This window comes from Paenibacillus sp. LC231 (assembly GCF_001860525.1).
In the GTDB taxonomy this organism is placed as follows: Bacteria; Bacillota; Bacilli; order Paenibacillales; family Paenibacillaceae; genus Paenibacillus_AQ.
Genome location: NZ_JFOM01000002.1, coordinates 121,912 through 142,194, shown reverse-complemented (window position 1 = coordinate 142,194; position 20,283 = coordinate 121,912). Strand labels below are relative to the sequence as shown.

Here is a 20,283-nt window from a genome sequence, read left to right as displayed (position 1 = left end):
CTACCACCCCAAGACCTTTCTGATTTGGATGTCCGTTGTATATGCTGCATTCGATCCGATTCGATGTGTTGCGGACACTATGATGTATTTGCCGTCAAATCGACCAAACCCTTTAATGTTGATTGTGATTCCCGATGCCAGACGAATATCACCGTCAAGCTCAAAAGTTCCAAGTCCTGCCTGTTTGTTATGCTCACGCAGTTTGTTTTTAGCAAGGCGGTTTGCTTCGGCAACGTTCTCTACTCGCTCATTAATTCGAAGCACCGGCAGCCCTTGTGCTTTAGTTAAGTTGTACTTCCCGGTTATTACTTTCGAGGATGATGTTTTGGGTGCGGCTGCTACAGTCAGTGCCGTTCCCTTGCCCTTCTTCTTGGCTTTTTTGGCTGGGGCTGGCGGACGATAGGTAACAACACATGAGCCGTAGGCAGTCGTTGTGCTGCTATCGCTAAAGCTATAACTGATGATGTTGCCCTTACCCTTGACGATATCCAGGACAGCCGGTTTCTTCTCAAATTCTTCTTCGTCAAACAAGACCAGCTTACCGCCCGATATTTTGACAGCGATGCCCTCATCCTTTGCCTTTTGAACCAAAAAGGAGAAGTCCGTTTGATCAGTCTGATCAAGCCGCTCATATGTCGGATTAGAGGAGGCGGAGTATAGCAGCTTGAGCTTTGCGCGACTGGCGATGTCCTGCGCGATGGTTTTTAGCTTGGCCTTTTCCCATGCCTTTGTTCGGACCTCCTGGTCCGACGAAGCGCCATCAATCGGCAGAGCCACTGCATTGATTGTCACTGTGTCAGGAGGACCAGCAATGTCAATGGAATCGACCCCGAATGATCCGCATGGTAACTTCGCCTTTTCGCCGGGTTTATCCCAATTGATAACCGTAATTTCTGCGATTAGCTTATCTCCAAAATTCGGCTTCCAGGTTCCCTGCCAATTCGCATCCCTGTCGTCCAGCGTGACGGAAAAACTGTCCTGATCTCCAGAAGGCGCGTCCTCATATGTGAAATCAATCAGGTATTTATCCAGATACTCGGTTCCCATTTCCTTACCGTTGTATTTGAGCAATAGAGAGGCGCGGCGTCCATCCAGAACCGTTTTCATTGCTCATCATCCTCCAATCGCCATGGCGGCAATGTAGAAGCAACGGGAATCGGGATGTCCGGGATATTAAGTATGATGCCAGCAGGAAAAATAACGACCTCGACATGCTCCAAATTGGCATTAATCAAGTCAGACATAAAGGATTCTGTCCCAGCAATAGAAAAGGCGATACTATCCCAAGTATCGCCTTGAATCGTTCTATATGTTTTCATCTTGTCAAACTCACCCTTTGCCTTTTACGTTCATACGCATGTAAACGAGCCTCCCATTCTTTCTGGGCATCTTTGACCACGCCTCGGACCATCTGCTCATCAGCATTACCTTGGATGATGATTTGAGGGTTAAAGTTAAAGATGCCACCATCTCCAGATGATCCTGAGTCAACACCGAGCATGCGGCCAGTCAATGCGTGCAGATCCCTGGAGCGCTTATCCTTTTTAATCGGAATTGCCATCTCAGGGCCTGCTTCACCGAATATCGACGGCCGATCAGCGTAGCCACCTTCAGCGTACATTTGCATAGCCTGCATCCCTGGTCTTGGCGCTATCATGTCGCCGTACTGCTTAAACTGAACTCCGATGGTTACCATTTTCTCCACCGGAACTTCAAGTTCACGAGTCTCTTGATTTAACTCCCGTACTTTCTCTTTTGCGGCATCAATAGACGTTCTAACTTTTTCGTCAAATGTTGCGTACTTGGAGATCGCCTCTTCGATCGGCATTCCCAAATCGATTTCGATCAACTTTAATTGAGCATCATATATGGATTGGTAACTGTCCTTAGCTGTAGATAATTCCTGAGTTTTAGTTTTCAACTCATCGATTGTATCAATCAGCTTATTATTGATGTCTACAGAAGATCCTCGGATTAGATCGATATGACCAAATGATTTACCAACTGTAGCACCAACCTCATTAGCTTTATTCAATAACTCCTGAAGTTGACGAGTTCTTTCCTCAGAATAATCCTGTTCCAAAAGACGAGCGTATTGCACCTCGTAGTCCATGAATGCAGCTTGTGCTTTATCCAAAGCACTCTTCTGTTCTTGAAGCTCAGTGGTTTGGGTCTCTAAGGATGATATCTGTTTGCCGATATCGTATTTATCCCCTCTGCCCTCAGCAACCACCTTTTCAAGCTGTAACTTATCGAGCTCATTTATTGCATCGGCTTCTTGTTTTAAAAGACCTACCTTCTCCCCAAGTTTCCCGTTCTCGATATCGTACTGAGTTATGGTTTCAGGATGAAGCCTTTGCAGTTCCTCGATAACATCTGCCAACTTACCTTGTTGTATCTCCAAAAGTTCAGAGTTCCCGGTGCTTTTTTCAATCGCTTCACTCAGGTTATTGTATGTCCAAACAAGGTCATTCGTTTTTTTAGCTTTTTCGAATGACAGGTCGTATTGCTTTGACGACTCCTCGAGAGTGTCGCCCATATTGATCAATGCTTGGCGAGCGTCCTCCTGATGATTTTTGTAAGCAATCACACCTGCAGTCAACGCTCCGACGGCGCCGATCGCCAGACCAACCGGATTGGTCAACAGCCCTGCAAACTTGCCGAACTTGCTTATGCCATTCGTAGTATCAAATAAAGCACTGCCCACACTGGTGATGTCCTTGACCATACCCACCGAGTTCTTGGCAAGAATGGCGGCCGGAACAGCAAGCCCGATAGCTTTGATCACGTCTTTGTTATCCTTTGCCCAGGCTGTCATGTCTTTCAGCACCGGCATAAGGTCCTCACCGATCGGGACGATCACATCATCCATCAGCTCACGACCAAGCACCTTCAAGTCATGGGTCAGGTTGTCGTATTTGACCGCGGCCATCTCTTCCATTGTCGCCGTTGTCATATCAAACTGACTTTGGGTCGATCCGAGAGCAGCCACAACGTCCTTCTCCAGGTCTTCCCACTGGGTACCAAAGAGCTCTACCCCGAGCATGTTGCGGTAAACCTGATCGTCAATTTCGGACAGCTCGGATATAACTCTCTGCATGACATCCTTACCCTTGACTGCCCCTGTGCTCAGGTCGGACAATATCTTATTGCCATCGCCGAGCATGCCGGACAGAGCCTTAAAGACATCCTCAGAGCCTTTGCCGCCTTTTTGCAGGTCCTTGACCATTTGCTTAGCGGTATCAGCCGAAACATGCTTGAGCAGCTCCATGTATTCGGCGGATTTGGTACCGCCCTTGGTAAGAGCCGATGTAAACTCTTCGATTTTTTCGGGAGCAAACAGAGCCCCTAGGGCATCAGCAGTCTTAGCGCTGCCGTCCTGGATACGGATATTGAATTCCTTCGCAAGGTCGCCAACCTTATCAAGGTTCCAGGCGCCTGCTTCAAGCCCTGAAGCAAAGAAATCCATCATCTCATTCGCTGAGTACCCGAGAGCAGCGAACTGCGGCGCGTATTCGTTCGCAGAGTCCAACAGCTCGCCGGACTTATCCAAGCCCCTCTGAGCCCCTTGGGCGAGCAAGTTCATGGATTCTTCAGACGTAATACCGAACTGCCGCATCATGGTGTCCGATGTTTTTACAGATTCGGGTATGTCGAAACGGAATACGTCCTGCAAGACAATAGCATTCCTAGTCGTTGTCGCCAACTCATCGCCTTGCTGCTTGGTAACGTTTCGAGCAACAACCAGAGCGTCTGTGAGGTCGCTCACGCCCTCGCCGAGTCCTTTACGATACAAACCCTCAGAGATATCTTGAAGACCTTCCAATTCAGCCGCTGTCGCTCCTGTAGCAGCTGCTAGCTGTCCGGATTGAGCATCCAATTCCCCGATCGTAGTGATCATTTCACCGATCGACCCGGTTATCCTCTCGATAATGGCATAGGCCCCGGTATACTGAGCAACTCGTCCGAAAACATCCCCGAATTCCGCGGCAGATTCCCGCAGTTCTTCAAACCTTCGCGCAGATTCACGAGCATCTCGATTCAGATCATCGAAACCGTTCATTCGTTTAATCTGCTGGAGATCGCGTTCTAATTCGAGAACTTGTTTCGAGGTCTCGTCAAAAGATCGCTTAATCTTAGGATCGATTTCTCCGGATAAGGCAAATGCTACTTCATATTCTCTACCTTTTTTAGCCATCATGAACCCCCGTTCTTAGGAGGACGTTCTTTATCGCGTAATTTGATATGGGATTCCTCCCACTTTTCTAATTCTCGAAGGGGCAAACTCAGCCAGTATTCTACTGGTGTATGCCGTCTGGTCGAAAGAACCAGGACATTCTGCCGCATTAAATCAAGGCTGGTCCAATCCTTTAGACCAATCTGAGCAAAAAACGTTGTGCCCTCTTCGTGACCTGAATGAAATCCTGAGCAGGAAGGGCTGCAATCACTTGGTAATGTAAGTTTGACGCTTTTGCAACTACAAGTGCCTGATACTCTTGGTTGATTTCCTTAGATAGCAGGTTCCCTGAGCTGCTTAACTCATTTTCGCAATCAATTAGATCCCGACCAGTCAATTTACCGAAATCAAGTATGATCTCCTCGTAAGTAACATCCTCATAAGTAAAAGGCCGAGCGAATTTATACGCTCGACCATCTTTTTCGGTCACTTTAATCTCTTGTTCTGACACGGTAATTCCTCCTTATTGGTATCCAAGTGCAGTTCGGACATCTTGCATCGTTTGATCCTCGCCGTTAATCCGGAAAATATAATTGAATTTGTCGAGCTCGAGTGCGGCAACACCATCTAGAAAAATCTTGATATATGTGAGTTCGATATTGTTTGTCCCACCAGTGGCCGCATTTTTCGAGAAAGTACCCAGGTCCATGCTTTTACCCATACCCCGGACAACTGCCTTTACTGCTTGAGTCTTAGAAAGTCCATTCACGAATATTTGTTGAGCTCCTCTAATCTCCAACCCGTGAATCGTTGCAGGCAACAAGGTAAATGCTTCCCTGTTGACCGTTTGCCAATTGATTCCTAAAACTAGAGAACCGAAATGGCCTGGTGTTGGGACGTCGATCTCACCGAGGATACCGCCTCCGCTCAGCGTATCAGTCAACGCATCAAACGATGGCAGGGTAACATCACCGGTTCCGATCGGTGTCGAAGAACCTTCAAGAAACAACGTGTGATCAATTAATTTTGAGGGGATTGTTTGTGGCAACGTGACTACCTCCTTATGCCGTCAGAACGGCCAGATATGATGCGTCATATAAGACAAAGAATTCGATTTCCTGCGCCATAGATGGCGGTGTAACGTAAACCCTGTACACGGCCTTGCCGCTACCAAGCTGGGAGCTTGGATTGTCGGCAGCGAGGAATTCAACGCGCCCGCCGAGCAAGTATTGTGCACCGACCAAGCCGTTTATCCAAATGTTCGCGGAATCTACGACCGAATCGATCATTCTGCGATTAAGAGGGTCATCCACCTGCTGCCAGTGGCGAAGGACCAAATTGTTCTTGATATAAGAAAACATGCGCCGAACCGGAATAAACGTGCGCTGTGCATCTTTATACTCCGGATATGCGCCGGTATAGTTGCCCCATGCCTTGAAACCATCCGGCCAACGAATTGCCGTAACAATACCGTTAGCGTTAAGGGCATTCGCCTGATCAAAAGGGATCCGGACCGGTGTACCATCAGCGTAGACCAGGCCGTCCGCTGTAATCGGCTGGTTCGATGGAGTCTGATACGGCACACCCTCATTTTGCGCGTCAGTGGCTACCATGTCGGCCGTCACCAACGTAGACATGTGATATGTTCGCCCTTTGTATGTTGCCATCGGGTACGTGTTCGTTTGAAGCATGTCGGTATACCCGTTCTCTTCCTTCCATGCTGAGATATCTACATATTTTTGATTCGCATCCAGGTCCGTGACCGCGTGCGCTTCAAACAGACCATTGATATTTTTTGATTTTGCCACCATGACGGCAGCCACCACCGGATCATGCGACCAGCCTGGCGCTACGATCAGATTAGGTACGAATGAGGTCTCAAGGAATACGTCCTCGATCAGTTCCAAACCAGAGCGCTCGCCCGTCTGTGCATCCGTACCGCCGATGATCCGGCTGGCCGTTACGTTGGATGATTTTAAAGAGCTGTATCCGACCTGGAGTGAATTGGTCCCAGCCGGGATAGCACCACCGCTCACGATAGCAATGACCAACTTGCCAGCAGCATCAAAGGTGAGCGTATAGTCCTTGCCTTGTTCAAAGGTTGTCGATCCGTCAGCCACTGTTACGGTAGCCTTCAGCACGCCTTGCTTATCAATTGTATGGAGGCCATCAACAAACACAGCTGCGGCGGGTGCCGTAACCTCTGTATCTGTCACATCCATCACGTTCACAAAAGCGATAGGACCCTGTTCAGACTCCACGAAATGTGCGTGTGCTGCCTCGCAGAGGGTGAAGGACTTCCAATCATCCGAATACCCGAGCTTTGCCCGGAATTCATTTATATCCTTCGCGAGAATAACCTTGTTTACCGCATCGGCAGGATTAGCGACCAGGTTGATTGGCGCAGTGCCATAATAAATTGGCAACGTATTGGATTGCACCACCGCCGGCTTAGGTTGATACACCTCTGTGGCTTTTACGCCGTGAAATTCAGCCATGTTCAAACTCCTTTCAGCGACAGAAGCGCGGCATTAAGTGCCGTTCCTGTCTGTTTAATTTGTTTTAAGGATTCCTGCAGCTTATTCACCGGGACGAACAAAGACTTGATGTGTGGATATTCTGTGTATAACGCCTCGAGATAGGCGGGATGCCCGCCGATAAACACTTGATTGGTCCGGAGTCCGACGCCGTTTTTGCGGATCGGTGGGCCGATGTAAATCAATTGTTCCGGAGCAGCTGCCGCTGTCACTTCTTCGGCCTGGGCATCTCCCTGAATCAATACAGGAGCGTCACCCGTGAACGTCTCCGGATCGACGCGAATCTGTTCTTCTTCCTTCGAATTTCTCTTAGTAGCCATCTTTCCATACCTCCTGTACCATTGATGGTGCTTCCCACGTCGTGGACATATAGCCCATCCAGCAGTCAACGACTTGTTCCTGATTTAAACCTCGATGGATCGGCAGCGTTAATCTAGCCGGCCAACCGTTATATGTTTCACGCAAGAAGGCCATCCTCACTGTCTCGATGAGGTGCAGCACATCCATATAGGCATCACGCCCGCCACCTTCACACCCAAAAATGAAATCTACCTGAAGGGTCTGGAATCCCTCCTCGTTATCCTCAGCGTCACTAAACGCAATGATGATGAAGGGGAATCGTTCATCCCGTTCTTTGGGAATCGTGGAGCTAATCGGCTTGATGTCGGTCTCGCCTTCATCGTAATCCGGGGTCGCCCTGGCCGGCATGTCCACTTTGTAGATGTTCGGCGGCGTTTTGTGTTCGCCTAGAAGAATGTTCTTGGTGATTTCCTGTAGATATTGCTCCAAATGTTCCATTAAGAGCTCTGGCGTCATGTCGTCAGCCTCCCTAGCGTGCGATTGAGTTCATGCGGCAGGCGCTTCTCCATCTCTTGGCCGAATGTCAGCTGCACGTGCTCGCGCACTTCTTCATTACCAACCATGGACGGCACTGCCGGCCCGCGGAGTTCCTGAATAGGAAGACGTTTTTTGCTCGTACGCATGAAAACCCCTAAATGAGTACCAGCCGTAGCAATGAACGCCCCAGGAATCGGCTTTCTGACCCCTCCCCGAAATACGGCTGCTTTTAATGACTTCGGCGCTCGCACAAGCCTCCTCTTGGGCGCAACGCTGAACCGAATCAACGGGAGCGTATTGCCCTTTGAGGTTAATGTGGCCGTCAGGTTGTTGACTGCTGCTTTCCTGATCTGGATGGTCTCTATGACTTCCCGCTGCTTGACCACGTATTTCTCACGGACCTTGCGCCCCGTTTCCGTCTTCGATCGCTGCGTCGCTCGGTTGAGAGCAGACAAGACTGCCTGACGAACAGCCTTGTCCATTTGCTTCAGCGACCGATTGACCTGACGGAAATTATCCTTTACATCGATGAATTCACTCATGGCCGTTTACCATACGCTTCAAGCACAATCTTTAAAATGCCAGAGTCATTGGAGACGCCTTTCACCCGGTACTTATTGAAGTCCAAATAAAAATTCTGGTCCACCCTTGGGGTATAAACCAGAATTTGAGGATCGATATGAACAATAGCGGTATGAGCAGAAACGCCGTCGGCGCTTTGGATTGGGCGACCGTCCAGGGTGAATTTTTCGACGATCATTTCGAGTTTGCGATCCTTACGGCCAGCTTCTGTTTCATCATTGGTGAATGTTGTGACCGTGTGGATCTCGGCAAATTCGTTCGGGTTAAAGAAGACGGACTGAACATCCTTCACCATTTGCTCTCGAAGGTTCATAACCTCTCACCGCCTCAGTTTTGGTCGTCCGCAGTCACCTGGTCGGCGTACCATTCTTCATATTGAGCGATGCGATCTTCTTCCTTGCCAGCAGGTTCGATTTTCAGAGATTTAAGATGTGCTTTCTGGTCATCAGCTTTCATTCCAGCAAATTCATCAACGGTGAATAGGAGGTCGCCATTCAGTTGAAAGCCGGCGAACACTTCTTGATCGCCCTCTGAACCTCCGTCAATTTCCTCGCCCACATTAAGATTAATCAGACGATCATACTCTTTTTTAGATAGCCCGGTAATCACATCGCCAGTTTTATAATCAACACCATTATGCCGGATCTTTCCGGTTGCTTTAATATTCATCGTTTATCCCTCCTTAAAGTACTTTCGCCACAAGCCAGCTGTTCACATTCGTGGGAACTGGAAGAGGACGTGTATGCATTTCCAACCAACGCATATTACGGTTCACATCAACCAGCTCGCGCGGAACGATTTTAGTGTCATCATAGGAGACGAACTCTTTAGTATCCGCGTCGATCAGTACGATCAGACCATAATGAAAACGGAACAGCGGTGTATTGTCATTAAGCAGCACGATTGTGCCTGCTGGAATGATAGGCTGCTCTGTGTTGTTATCGTCGATGTAACTTCCGGACACACTCACGACTGTTACATCAGCGTCCTGCAAGTATCCGTGAACAGTCACGCCTTTGCCTTGGAAAGTCCGACCGTTAGAACCGACCTGAACGCCTCGATTATCAGCCAATGCCAAAGTCGTCTTGTGACGCATAAGCTTGGAAGCTGTATTGAAATCAGCAACCAGGATGTTTGGTGTGTCACCATTAGCGTCAATAATTTCTTGACGCCATCCAGCAACGTCCTCAACTGGATTTGCTGTATCCTGATCCCATGTATCTGTACCAGACAGCGTTACTTTAAGCGTGTGTTCAAAATCAAGAATTTGACTTACACCCTCACCTTTTTGAACGATTGTCCCAGTGAACAAGCCGGAACGGATCATTTCAATTTTCCGGTTATCAATGCTTGTGTTCAAATCCGCCACATCTTCCGCAGCGTGAAGAACAGCGCGTTCTACAGCAGATCGGCGATTGGTCGCACTTTCCCCAAACGTCACACGCTTGAGATCGTGTGTAGTCAGCGGACGAGATGGTTTAACCAAAGCCGGCTTATATGTCTTAGAAGTGAAACCGCTACGCGGGATAGGCTTACCGTCCAAGTATTCGGATACATAAGGGGCCAGAACACGGATGCCCTTCTTAGTTTGAATTTCTACTTCTTCCGTCTCGAAGATCTGACCTTCCTCGGAGAAAGTACGAAGCAAAAAGTCATTCGGCTGATCAAGCAGCTCCAGCACTTCGATCAGGGTCGGAAAATCATAAGGATTAAATTGATTTGGCATGTTATTAAACTCCCTTCACAACTCGTTTGGTGGTCAGTCCAGCAGCATTAAGAGCATTTTCATGATCCGCGATAGTATCATTCCCGCCGAAGATGAGTGCATCGCGATTGAAAATGCCTGTTACGTACATAACAGCACGTACATCGCCGTTTGTCGTATCGACAACATCATCAACCAAAATACCAGCGGGATTTTGCCCGCCATTCGTCAGTGTTGAATTAACTGGCACGACTTGCTGCGTACCTGCGAATGGATCGCTTTCAGGCAGACGCCCAATGGAACCGAACACCGTCCCGCGCAGGACTACGCCATTACCGGACGGAATAATCACTGGAACCGTTTTGAAATCACCATCAAAACCAGCGATCAGATTATCAAACTCTGGGCTTGTGTAATGTGGCATGATCATCGACCTCCGTTTTTCTTTTTATTAACAATCGCCGCAACATTAGAGGCGAATGTTTTTCTTTGATCTTCAATGTCTTCAGTTTCATTCCCTGGATCAGGTGTCGTCACGTCAGAGACTTTGCTTTTCCCCGCATCATTAGCACGAGCCGTCGCTACGTTTTCAGTAATTTTAGCCTGGTTGGATACATGTTCTTGGTAAGCCTTAAGGGGGCTCATGCCTTCCTCCATCGCCTTGATCGCAATGTCAGAAGCTCCAGGTGTTTTGGCTAGTGCTGTCAGTTCCTTAATACGACTGCGTTCTTGTTCAACCCCCTCATTGATGATTTGATTGAACAATTCCGGGTGCTCGTTCTTCAATTTTTCGTAGTCCATGTTTTCTGTTTCCTCCTTCGTTTGATCTTCCTCAGCTAATTGCTGAGCTGTAGGTTTCGAACTGCTGTTTATGATTGAGTTGAGGTCCAGTCCTTCTGACATAACGGCCGACAAGTCTAAACCAGCAAGTGGGTTTCCGCTGTCGATCGGATTCTTGGCGTCTGCGCCGCCTTTAAGCATGGCTGTAACCAATACATCCCGCAGTTTCGCCTCAACTTCTGGCGGAATTTCACCGCTCATCATGCTGTTAGAAACAGCAATTAATGAATTAGACTCATCGAACATAATGCTATCAGCGAAACCCAATTCGACAGCTTGCTGCGCGTTCATCCATGTAGTCTTATTCATCAGGTTCAGTAGTTCTTCAGTGCTTTTGCCAGTCTTTAGACGGTATGCGTTTGTGATCCCGACATCTGTATTTCGTAGCATATCGGCATTGCTGTAATGGTTGTTCTTATCTCCTTCTGTCCAAGTAGATGCATTATGGATCATCATTGAGGCTGTCGGAGACATTCTCACCTCGTCTGCACCCATTGCTATAAAAGACGCTGCGCTTGCAGCCATCCCGGTGATATTTGCAACCTTTCTGCCTTTGTACTGCTTAAGAAGTGTATATACCTCCGATCCAGCAGGAACCGAGCCACCACCTGAATTGATGTTCAATTCTACCTCGTCACCCTGCGCATCCTCCAACTCTTTCGCGATTTTGGATGCACTAATATAAGGGATTTTCAACCAGTCATACAACCAGGTGCTGCTGTCTCCAATAACCGGGCCGTTAAGCTTAATTCGTTTGGGCATCTTCATCATCACCTCCTTCCCCGCCAGAATCATTTGCAGACGTTGCCGCCATTCCAGGCGTGAATTGTTCAACCAAACCGCGCTCATAAATGAGTTGCTGTGCATTGTCCTCGAAGTCTGTACCGTTTTGTTCTGCAGCCTCGATCTCACGGGTGCTGATCCCCAGTGCAATTTTCTTTTCAGATGCCGTCACTTCTTGAACAGGGTTAATGAGCCCTTGTCCCGGACCATGCCATGCGCAGCGCGTATAGGCACGGAAAATAGCCGGGTCATTGAATATGCCCGGAGCCTGTATTCTTCCTTTTGTAACTGCTTCGGTGAACCACTCCTCATAAATAGGCTGACAGAAGTTATCTCCCATCCATTTTCGGAGAGTCTTGAACATCTTCCATGCTTCCAGAAGCGCCGCCCGGGATGCAGAATAGGATGATGTGAAATGCTTGATCAGCAGTTCGTATGGGATTTCCAACGACGATCCAATCTGGCGCAAGATAGACATGACAAATGGGTCAAACGCTGTGTTCTGTCTTCCCGGATTAGCGACACTAATGTCTTCGCCTTCTTCAAGAAACTGAACAGCACCGCTACCCATATTGACCTCGCCTGGCTCTGGCTGAATTTCTGCTCCTGTCGTAGGGTCAGTGACGTTAATTCCGAAATCATCCTCGTCAGTATCGGCCTTTTTCTTGACGAACACAGTAAACATACTGCTTATGACTGCAGCCATGAGTTCAGCTTCAGTGTAACGCCCGAGCATCTTGAGAGATTCAATCACCGGTGCAAGAACAGGAACCCCTCGCCGCTGTCCTGGCCGCTCCATTTCAAGTAGATGAATCACGAATCTTCTCCCCGATTCATCACCAATCACTGGCACCCTGGTATGTTTGGTTGTCACCAGATTAAAACCATTCGGGTATTTATTCGCGAACCAGTAAGCGACCACGCGGCCGTTCTTATCAGTCTCCACTCCATTCTTGATGTCACGATCTTTTGTATCCTCCTGAGCGGTCGGAGACGTGCAAAGATCCGCTTCCACCAGTTTTACACGAAGATCATAGACCGAATGTTTTTCCTCGATATCATTGAGTAAAGCCAAGACGTCACCGGAAATGAGGGCAGACTGAAATGCAAGTTGTTGCAGGCCGTAGAAATTACTAAGACCTGCGGCATCAGCATATTTGCTTTCAGCCCACAGGTCCCATTCTCTCTTGATCTGATTTTTCAGCGTTTTCGCTTGGTCAGGATTCAATCCAAGTGCCTCAACGTCAGGATTTGGTTTTGGAACAAGCCCTACCCCGATGACGTTAGTTTTCTTGGTCTTGATTGCTCCATTAGCGAGCGGATTCCCCATGAATTCATCGCGGGATCGTGCTCGGAGAACCCCCAGATTCGCGTGAATATCCTCATCAGCAGATCCGGCCCGCGGATTAAATGCCTTGAGTGATTTCTTCGTCCGGCTCGCCCCGTGGTTTCCATACCCTTGGTTGAGTATCTCCTGGGTTTTCTTGGCGTTATCCAGCCTCATCCTCGCATCCATACGCTTAATTCCCCAGCCCGGCGCAACAGCTTCAATGGTTCTATCGATCCATCTCATGTATCCCAAGGAACAAACTGTTTCGTTCTGCTTCGGCGATTCGCGCCAGGCGTCAATTTCATAATGAGATCGGAAAAATAGTTGATCCATCTCATACATTCATCTGCATCTTGTCTTGTTAGTGATCGATTGGCAATAGTATATTGCTTGCCTGTTGAACATGCTGCAAAAGCTTGCTTCCACATGATCAGATTAGCCTGAGCTTCTTCCAAAGTGTATGGGATGTATTTAGCCATTCCTTGTTTCACCTCCTCTCAAGGTTTACTGTATACCCTGACTACCGCGTCGTCTTGATCTCTGTGGTTTTAAAGCCACCCCGCCTGTATTCGGATCCACCCTCGGTCCATTCGGCTGCCGCTCGATCGGCAAGGAAAGATTCGGCCGGAGTAGCTCGATTACAGCCCGGTTATATACCGCCAAATCAAACGGCTCGTTACGGTCCCTGATTTTGACCCAAGCTTTATACTTGACGCCTTCCTGCTTTACGATCTGTTGCCTCTCAGAAGTCAGACCAAGGAAATATTCCTCGGTGTAACCCTTGTCCTCACCAGGAAAGTGACAGTATAGTGGACCGGGTTTATCAACCTTCAATGAATCGTGAACCTTTACCTTGCCGTCGTCCACGCCAAGCTTGATCAAGACAGCCTTCTCCATTTGCGTCTTGCTGTGGCCGGCGATGAACGGGATATCGTGGGCCGTTTTTGCGGTTTTACCTACGCCTTTTATTGCATAAATATTGCGGTAATTGCGGGCTTTCGTGAAAGTGTAGACCTCTTTGGTGTAATGGCCGCCCGAGTCCATGAAAGCCCCGACGATTCGGAACTCTCTCCCGTTCGGCCCTATCCATGAGCGGCATAGGTATTCATCAAGCCGCGCCCATACTTCCGGCCTATCCAGATCCCCATAAATGCGGTGATATTCAATCCGCCAGGACTCTTTCCCAGCTCCCCAGCCAGTAACCTCGACCTCAAATCGATCATCCTGTGTATCGATAGCCGCTGTAATGATCTTCACGCCTTGAGGAACCTCGTATTCATAACGCTCCCTGCGTGCTGCCAACGTCTTCTCGTCAACACCCTTGACCTTTGTCTCCCATGGTTCTCCCAGGACGGTGTTCACGAATACCTTGAGCGTGTCAACGCCCTCTTTTTTTGCGACTAAAAAAGCTTTAGCAACCTCGCGCCAATCTGACCACGGACTAGAAAGCTGATTAATATGAAACCCGCGCCGGGTGGAGTGCTGCTTGCGGGCAACCCACGCCCCTTCTCCCCGCTTCCAATCCTTTTCTGCACCGAGCATGCCGCAGTACGCGCAACGGTGATCTGCTTTGGTTACGACGATCTCCCCGGACTCCGAGACGTAGTGCTCAAATACGATCCCGCCATCCTTCCCACTCTTGAATTTGAGCGGTTGAAGATCGCCACAATGCGGGCAGGGCAAGCACCACTGCTCCATCGTGCTATCCTCGTAAAGCTGATTGATCCGCGACGTCTCTTTATCCACGGGTGTTGATACGAATAAGTGCCGGCGTTTGTGGTTAAATGTTTTCGTCCTCGCTGTTACAAGCGAAATCGGGTCACCCTCGTTACCTGATGAGACCGGGAATCTGTCAACCTCATCGCAGAGCACGACCTGGACCGGACGCATTGCCAAGTTATCTGGTGCATTAGCACCGACAATTGCTAAGTAACCACCGGGAAAGGATTTCTCCGATATGGTGTTGCTGCTATCGCGAGATTTCGAAATACCGACCTTGTCCATCAGCGCTTTACTATTTTTGATCATGGGAGTAAGCCGTTTCTTCGAATAGGATTCCACCATGTCATCTTTCGGCAAAACGTGAATGATCGGACATGGATCCTGATCAATGTATGACCCCGTCACATTCAGAAGAAACTCTGTTTTACCGACCTGGGCAGATGCCATAATAACGATTTCTTCCCATTTCTCAATCGAATCCATGATCTCCCGCTGATACTCTGCCCGTGCTGTTCGCCATGGGCCCGGCTCCGAGCTGCTCTCCGTAGTCAATATCCGGTTCTCGTCGGCCCACTGCGACACTGTCAGGCGTCGTCTGGGCTCCCATTTACGGTTTGCCCGGGCGAATAAATCGCGTGTTTTCTGAGCCACGCAGACCGTACAAGGGTCATTCGTCGCTGTTTTCACGGCCGAGATCTCCCCCTATCTTGTCCGGGGTGTATCTCGCCAGCGTCGCCAGTGCTGTTTCAATCTCCCTTCGGACCACCGATTCCACGAATTCGGCAGATTCATTCTCACATTCCGTGGCAATCCGGTTCGGGACGGATAAAATCCTAGATTTTGTCGTCAGAATCAGATCCGAGAGAAGCATTTCCACATCCGCAGCCGCATGGAGATTTCCTTTCAGCTGCTCCAGCTCAAGCGCAGCTTTCTCTGCTTTGGTTTTCTCGTGCTCTGTCTTATAATCGATCAGCCTTGGCTTCGCATCTTCCTCTTTCCCTCCGGAAATATGTTCGCAGTAAGCCTGGACTGATTCACCGAGTTTATATTTCCCTCGGCCGATCTGCCGCAGCACTCCATCCCGGGTCAATTGACGAATCCACTGGGGAGTTCTCCCCACGATCGCAGCCAATTCGGAAGTGATAACCTCTCTATCCTGCAGATGCTCTGCTTTCGCTTTAGACTTCGCCAATATCCCCACCTCACTTTCGTTTATACGATGAAATCAACTGTTTCGAAATTTTCATGCATTATTCGAAGCAAAAATTAAAAACGCCTCCGATCGGCTACTTGCCAAGCGAAAGCGAAAGTAAATTTTTGATAATAAAACTGAACGAAATTCGGGGTCGTCCGCACCCGCACCTAAATTTTTTCCCCAGAGGGACCCGTGATCGCCTGTGCGCCCCGTCAGACCCTTTCAATATATCTCTTGGTGTATTTATTCATACATTTTTTCAAAGCCTCTGTGGCCCTCTCCATTCGCTCTGAGAGTGCGCCTTCCTTGAGAGGAACAATCATCTCTGGTTCAGTGTCGCCGAATACTTCTGGCTTATCTGACACACCTCCTAATGAAAGAGAGGGAATGTACACCTGTCTTGTTAAATCCGTACATATTGCCGGCATTGATGCGATCAGCAACGCCTTCGCTGTATCCTCATCAAACACTTTGCGCAGCTCATCATATACGGCTTTGGCAGCCTGGGCAATTGATTCCGCTTTTGATGCCGGGTTGATGTCTCCCCCGTATATCCCTCGTCCTTTTGGTGGTATGCCAATTGGTTCGTTTGCTTTTGGCTGATGCAATTCCAATCATCCTTTCTTTCTGAGCATTAAAAAAACACCCCATCATTTTGAGGTGTTAGCGAAAAGTGACTCACATTTTCTATTTATAGCATTAAAGTTACATAGTACGTGTTTTAGGGGGATGATCCCCCTCTGCCTCACGGCATTCACCCTCGACCTGAAAGAAGATCGCTTTCAGGCCATCCGTTTTTTATGATCTCTCTTAAAGAACGTAGAAGGTCACGAGCATACGTGCCGCTTCGCTCCGTATTTAAACGCCTTGTACTTAGTTACTAGAGAGAAAAGAAGACAAGACCATTATACTGATGTTCGTAATTGGCCGTCAAAGTCGTAATGGAGTCAAATTCGCCCGTTTTCCACAACTTTCCTACCAATCTATCATTGATGTATGCATTTATTGCTCTATTTCAAAATATCACACGGTAAACACAGATGTGTCGATTGCTGCCATCATAGCAAGGTGCCCAGCTGCACTCGGGTGAATTCCCAAATTGTCAGTGGTAAGAACCATACCTTGTTTCCATATCCCACTGTTCCGAGAAGTCTCGACTGTGTCCGCAGTCTCGAAGTATCCGCTGAGTGGGGCGGGAGTGGTACGAATCCAGTCATTCAGGCGGGTACGTACAGCTTCGTTCCCCTTAACACTTTGGTTCTTCTCTGTCGCCCACCCGTCCGTGCTATCAGTCACTGGGACCAATGTGCAGGCGTAGACCTTCATTCCACGAGAAGATAGTTCATTGTATATGTCCAACAGATTCCCCTGAATCTCCTCAAAACTCCTACCTTGGTTCACATCGTTAATCCCATGCTCGACCACGGCATGCGTCATTCCATCCGTAACCCTTATACGGAACTTCCTCCGCATGCCTACGAAATGGCGAGTGGCTTCTCCGGATATACATAGTGCGGAGTAACCGAAGTTGTTGTTTATTGCCCTGATGAGGAATCCATAGTTGTCTCCGCCCACGCTTGGATTAATCGGGTTTTTATCGCCTGCGCCCCACATAATACTGTCTCCAATTACGGCAATAGATGGTTTGGGTTCTTTCGTCTTCCCATGAATAGCTAATGGTGTATAGCCATATACCCCAACTGCAGCACTTTGATAAACCTGCCAAGTCACAGTTCCGTCAGTAAGTATTTCCCCGTCAGTTGTACTCGCTGGTTGGGTTGTCCCTGTGGTTCCAGCAACGGTACATTTGAGCATATACTTCCAATCGGCTATCCGTCTCCATGTCCCAACAGAAATTGATTGACTAGCCGCCCAAAACGGAGTTGAATTCCAGTTCCAAACAAAATCTTTATCCATTGTTTTGTCACCCAAAACCCCAGACTCTCCACTAACGTCACGCTGTAAAAACATGCCTCCAGGCCAAATCCCACTTGGAGCGGCGACATATGTGTAAATGAAAAATTCCTCTCCCTTTACAAATTTCAGCCCCATCGGATCTGTTAACACACGTCCTCCTGGTCCAATCGTGGCAAGAGATTCACCTCTAATCGTTAAAGGAATTCGAACCCAGTCCGGACCATCCTTTTTCTCTAGTACAGCTTTAGTTCTAATATCATTATCCGTTGCTTTGTCATCCGCGCCATGAAAGTTACCGTACATAAGCTGAAGGTCCGTGAAGTCATAGGCAACCACGTGTCTGGACCTATAGGTTGAGTCAGGTTTAATACCCATCCCGCCGTTGTCATTCGATCGGTGGTATACCGTGGCCCGCGTGGCTACTGCTGAGCAGTTATATCTCTTATCCGAATTCCTTTTGCTCATGCCTGCCGCTAAGCTAAATGCAATATTACCTAAATCCACCTACGTCACCGCCTTCCCCTTAACCGTAACGTTACCGCCTGTTACCGCACTGATCCGGGCACGGAATGAATACCCTGCCGGAACTTCAATTTGCCAGCTCTCCGGAACGGTGTTGCTGCCGCCTGTGCTCTGCGGGCCATACTTGGTCGGATCGCCCACGTTAAACGCTGTGTGAGGCCCATAAACGCCGCTGGGGCCAGCAATTTCGAACAGGACCGTCCTGCTTGTGCTGGTACCTGTAATTTCGAAGGTCAGTGTATAATTCCCGTCTTCCGGAGCGAACGGCGTGCCGTTGCCTGCAGCCGTAGCAGCGTTCTGGAGGGTGACTGGCTCTGCCGCTGCTTTGATCCTTACCTTTTGGGCTCCGTCCGGATCGTAGCTGTCCGCGGGATTTATGAGTTGTCCCTGGCTGTTATATTGCTTGTTTGGTACCGGGGTATCAAAATATGAACTGCTCATTACATGCTTCACTCCTTCATCGTTTATTTGGACACTTCCGGCCTTCATCGTTTGATATGCATTGTACTCTTGGGTTCCGGCCATACTCATTTTCTTTCTGATCGTTGGCAGCAGGTGAACGGGGATGAGAAGCCTTTGCACCGGACCAACCTCCTGCAGCAGCCTATACACACTCTCGGGAATACCATTGTGAAAAACCTGATGCTGAATGAGTCCTTTGTAAGTCGGACCGATGTAAATAGATTGATTTCTTATCACTCGAATCACCTCCCCCCTCAGAATTTATGAAAAAGAAAAAGCCGCTCTTATGAGCGACTTGACTTTATTAATCATCTTTATCGATTAAATGCTGGCAATACGCGCAATTCCCTGATTCTTCTACCGCCACAAGCATCTCGCTCCATGGAATATCATGGGCGCATCGACCGCATTCACCAAGATATAGATGAGGCAATATTCCATGTTTCGTAAAAGCAAACAACTGCGGCTCGGTAAGAGCTTCAATGCCTTTTGTTGCAATCAGCTTGGCAATCCCAATAACCATATCGTTACTGTCATCTAAACGCTTGAACTCCAATAACTCTTTTACATATCCTTCGAAACCAGTTGGGTCTACTTTTATTTGTCTCCTTAATAATTCGTATTCCACGTTATCTCCTCCTCGACATCAGGATTCGACATCGAGTGATAGATTCCTTCTCAGTTCCTCGCTATAGCGGCATTAGTCCAAAACACAGCCTGTTCCAGGTTAGTCATTGCCAGCGACTTCTCGCGGCTGCCTGGCGCCTTCTGATCGATCAGGTACGCTAACTCCTTTGCCTTCTCGCGGATCTCATGATAAATCTCCGGTTGTCCGGGCTTTGGTGCGTGGTAGCTGAAATTGTTCTCGATTTGTTCGTTCATCTTGGTTCATCCTCTCTTATAGGAGTATCTATCACTCCTCGATTCTTAATCATTCAAAACAAAAAGCCGCCTATTGGCGACTTCTAAACTTTGTTATAAACGCATCCCAATATTCGGGATCAACTTTCAACTCTTCACCATTACTAAAAGAAAGCGTCTTGTTAGCTTCGTCCACCTCGGCCACATTCGCAATGTTAACGAGTGTCCAATCCTTCTTTATACGAATCATCCCTAGCAGGCTCTCGAGCTGTTTTAGCGTCTGTTTTGACATCTGTAATTCAAGATCCATCTTTTGAACAACCTCCTCACTTATGACAAGCTTATCATAAAAGAGAGGTCATTTTAATTGGGGATACCGAGACCGCGCCTTATAGGTATCTCGATATCCCTCACCCGTGGAATAATGGAGCGGACAGCGGGACTCGAACCCGTCTTCTCCGGCTTGGAAGGCCGGGGCACTACCTTTATACCATGTCCGCATATAAACGCTTCTCCCGAGCCTAAAACACGTATGACGTGCCCTCCAGCAGCCGAGACAGGCGTTTAAACTTGATTAGAACATTTAACCCGCTTGTTCTACCCTTGCGGCTCTACTGCAGGCCTTATTGCGAGGGGCTAACTGGCGCCGCTCGTCTTATCGCCTACCACCGTCAAACAGGTATGGTTGTTGTGTCGGGTGATGTTCTGGAAACCGGAAGGGAACTTTGCACCACTCCATATAAAAAGGCCGGCCCAATGGCCGACCCCGATCAACAGGGCATTCATGCCCCTGTGGTGTCCTCTTCTCGATTT

Annotated in this window: 24 protein-coding genes and 1 tRNA gene; all 25 read right to left on the bottom strand. The window is 48.5% G+C overall.

All coding sequences use genetic code 11. From position 1 onward, the window contains the following. The 25 genes from AK95_RS00680 to AK95_RS00560 all read right to left on the bottom strand — a co-directional run bounded on the left by AK95_RS00680 (position 1) and on the right by AK95_RS00560 (position 19,970). Entirely contained in the window at positions 1–1,107 is a 1,107-nt protein-coding gene (locus tag AK95_RS00680; protein ID WP_071217972.1) for a phage late control D family protein, read from the bottom strand. Beyond that, positions 1,104–1,319 (bottom strand): tail protein X, encoded by a 216-nt coding sequence (locus AK95_RS00675; RefSeq protein WP_071217971.1) that lies wholly within the window; start codon positions 1,317–1,319, stop codon positions 1,104–1,106. Before AK95_RS00675 ends, AK95_RS00680 begins: the two co-directional genes overlap by 4 nt. Then, on the bottom strand, positions 1,316–4,201 hold the full coding sequence (locus AK95_RS00670; protein WP_083397490.1) for a phage tail tape measure protein: 2,886 nt from the start codon (positions 4,199–4,201) through the stop codon (positions 1,316–1,318). Before AK95_RS00670 ends, AK95_RS00675 begins: the two co-directional genes overlap by 4 nt. A 169-nt stretch (positions 4,202–4,370) precedes the next feature. Beyond that, on the bottom strand, positions 4,371–4,688 hold the full coding sequence (locus AK95_RS00665; protein WP_071217969.1) for a phage tail assembly protein: 318 nt from the start codon (positions 4,686–4,688) through the stop codon (positions 4,371–4,373). Between the two features lie 12 nt (positions 4,689–4,700). Next, entirely contained in the window at positions 4,701–5,225 is a 525-nt protein-coding gene (locus AK95_RS00660) for a phage major tail tube protein (RefSeq protein ID WP_071217968.1), read from the bottom strand. Positions 5,226–5,238: 13 nt separating this feature from the next. Next, positions 5,239–6,675, bottom strand: coding sequence for a phage tail sheath family protein (locus tag AK95_RS00655; protein ID WP_071217967.1), 1,437 nt, complete (start codon positions 6,673–6,675; stop codon positions 5,239–5,241). Positions 6,676–6,677: 2 nt separating this feature from the next. After that, the gene (locus AK95_RS00650) at positions 6,678–7,034 is read right to left on the bottom strand and encodes a hypothetical protein (protein WP_071217966.1); all 357 of its coding nucleotides are present in this window, start codon (positions 7,032–7,034) and stop codon (positions 6,678–6,680) included. Further along, entirely contained in the window at positions 7,024–7,530 is a 507-nt protein-coding gene (locus tag AK95_RS00645; protein WP_071217965.1) for a KH domain-containing protein, read from the bottom strand. Before AK95_RS00645 ends, AK95_RS00650 begins: the two co-directional genes overlap by 11 nt. After that, entirely contained in the window at positions 7,527–8,093 is a 567-nt protein-coding gene (locus AK95_RS00640) for a phage tail protein (protein WP_071217964.1), read from the bottom strand. The genes AK95_RS00645 and AK95_RS00640 overlap by 4 nt, the downstream gene beginning before the upstream one ends. Beyond that, complete coding sequence (locus AK95_RS00635) at positions 8,090–8,446, bottom strand: hypothetical protein (protein ID WP_071217963.1); 357 nt, start codon at positions 8,444–8,446, stop codon at positions 8,090–8,092. The genes AK95_RS00640 and AK95_RS00635 overlap by 4 nt, the downstream gene beginning before the upstream one ends. Positions 8,447–8,460: 14 nt before the next feature. Continuing rightward, positions 8,461–8,802, bottom strand: coding sequence for a DUF7210 family protein (locus AK95_RS00630; RefSeq protein ID WP_071217962.1), 342 nt, complete (start codon positions 8,800–8,802; stop codon positions 8,461–8,463). A 13-nt stretch (positions 8,803–8,815) separates the two neighbouring features. After that, entirely contained in the window at positions 8,816–9,859 is a 1,044-nt protein-coding gene (locus tag AK95_RS00625; RefSeq protein ID WP_071217961.1) for a major capsid protein, read from the bottom strand. Positions 9,860–9,863: 4 nt separating this feature from the next. Then, positions 9,864–10,262 carry a head decoration protein gene (locus AK95_RS00620; protein WP_071217960.1) on the bottom strand — a complete coding sequence of 133 codons (399 nt, stop codon included), beginning with the start codon at positions 10,260–10,262 and terminating at the stop codon, positions 9,864–9,866. Between the two features lie 2 nt (positions 10,263–10,264). Then, positions 10,265–11,440 carry a head maturation protease, ClpP-related gene (locus tag AK95_RS00615; protein ID WP_162487501.1) on the bottom strand — a complete coding sequence of 392 codons (1,176 nt, stop codon included), beginning with the start codon at positions 11,438–11,440 and terminating at the stop codon, positions 10,265–10,267. Continuing rightward, a complete protein-coding gene (locus AK95_RS00610) occupies positions 11,424–13,034 on the bottom strand; it encodes a phage portal protein (protein WP_083397487.1) in 1,611 nt (536 codons plus the stop codon). The genes AK95_RS00615 and AK95_RS00610 overlap by 17 nt, the downstream gene beginning before the upstream one ends. Continuing rightward, positions 13,031–13,270, bottom strand: coding sequence for a DUF6148 family protein (locus AK95_RS00605; RefSeq protein ID WP_071217958.1), 240 nt, complete (start codon positions 13,268–13,270; stop codon positions 13,031–13,033). The genes AK95_RS00610 and AK95_RS00605 overlap by 4 nt, the downstream gene beginning before the upstream one ends. A 25-nt stretch (positions 13,271–13,295) precedes the next feature. Continuing rightward, positions 13,296–15,200 (bottom strand): phage terminase large subunit family protein, encoded by a 1,905-nt coding sequence (locus tag AK95_RS00600; protein WP_162487500.1) that lies wholly within the window; start codon positions 15,198–15,200, stop codon positions 13,296–13,298. Next, positions 15,181–15,705 carry a hypothetical protein gene (locus AK95_RS00595; RefSeq protein WP_071217957.1) on the bottom strand — a complete coding sequence of 175 codons (525 nt, stop codon included), beginning with the start codon at positions 15,703–15,705 and terminating at the stop codon, positions 15,181–15,183. Before AK95_RS00595 ends, AK95_RS00600 begins: the two co-directional genes overlap by 20 nt. A 215-nt stretch (positions 15,706–15,920) precedes the next feature. Beyond that, positions 15,921–16,316 (bottom strand): hypothetical protein, encoded by a 396-nt coding sequence (locus tag AK95_RS00590; protein ID WP_071217956.1) that lies wholly within the window; start codon positions 16,314–16,316, stop codon positions 15,921–15,923. A gap of 415 nt (positions 16,317–16,731) precedes the next feature. Continuing rightward, positions 16,732–18,129 (bottom strand): SGNH/GDSL hydrolase family protein, encoded by a 1,398-nt coding sequence (locus tag AK95_RS00585; RefSeq protein ID WP_071217955.1) that lies wholly within the window; start codon positions 18,127–18,129, stop codon positions 16,732–16,734. Continuing rightward, the gene (locus tag AK95_RS00580) at positions 18,130–18,846 is read right to left on the bottom strand and encodes a hypothetical protein (RefSeq protein WP_071217954.1); all 717 of its coding nucleotides are present in this window, start codon (positions 18,844–18,846) and stop codon (positions 18,130–18,132) included. It abuts the gene before it with no gap. A 67-nt stretch (positions 18,847–18,913) separates the two neighbouring features. Beyond that, complete coding sequence (locus AK95_RS00575; protein WP_083397486.1) at positions 18,914–19,237, bottom strand: hypothetical protein; 324 nt, start codon at positions 19,235–19,237, stop codon at positions 18,914–18,916. A 50-nt stretch (positions 19,238–19,287) separates the two neighbouring features. Next, positions 19,288–19,491: an Acb2/Tad1 domain-containing protein gene (locus AK95_RS00570; protein ID WP_071217953.1), complete on the bottom strand. Its 204-nt coding sequence runs from the start codon at positions 19,489–19,491 to the stop codon at positions 19,288–19,290. A 70-nt stretch (positions 19,492–19,561) separates the two neighbouring features. Continuing rightward, entirely contained in the window at positions 19,562–19,780 is a 219-nt protein-coding gene (locus AK95_RS00565) for a LytTR family transcriptional regulator DNA-binding domain-containing protein (protein ID WP_071217952.1), read from the bottom strand. Positions 19,781–19,895: 115 nt separating this feature from the next. Continuing rightward, positions 19,896–19,970: transfer RNA gene (locus AK95_RS00560), tRNA-Gly, on the bottom strand. Positions 19,971–20,283 lie beyond the last annotated feature (313 nt).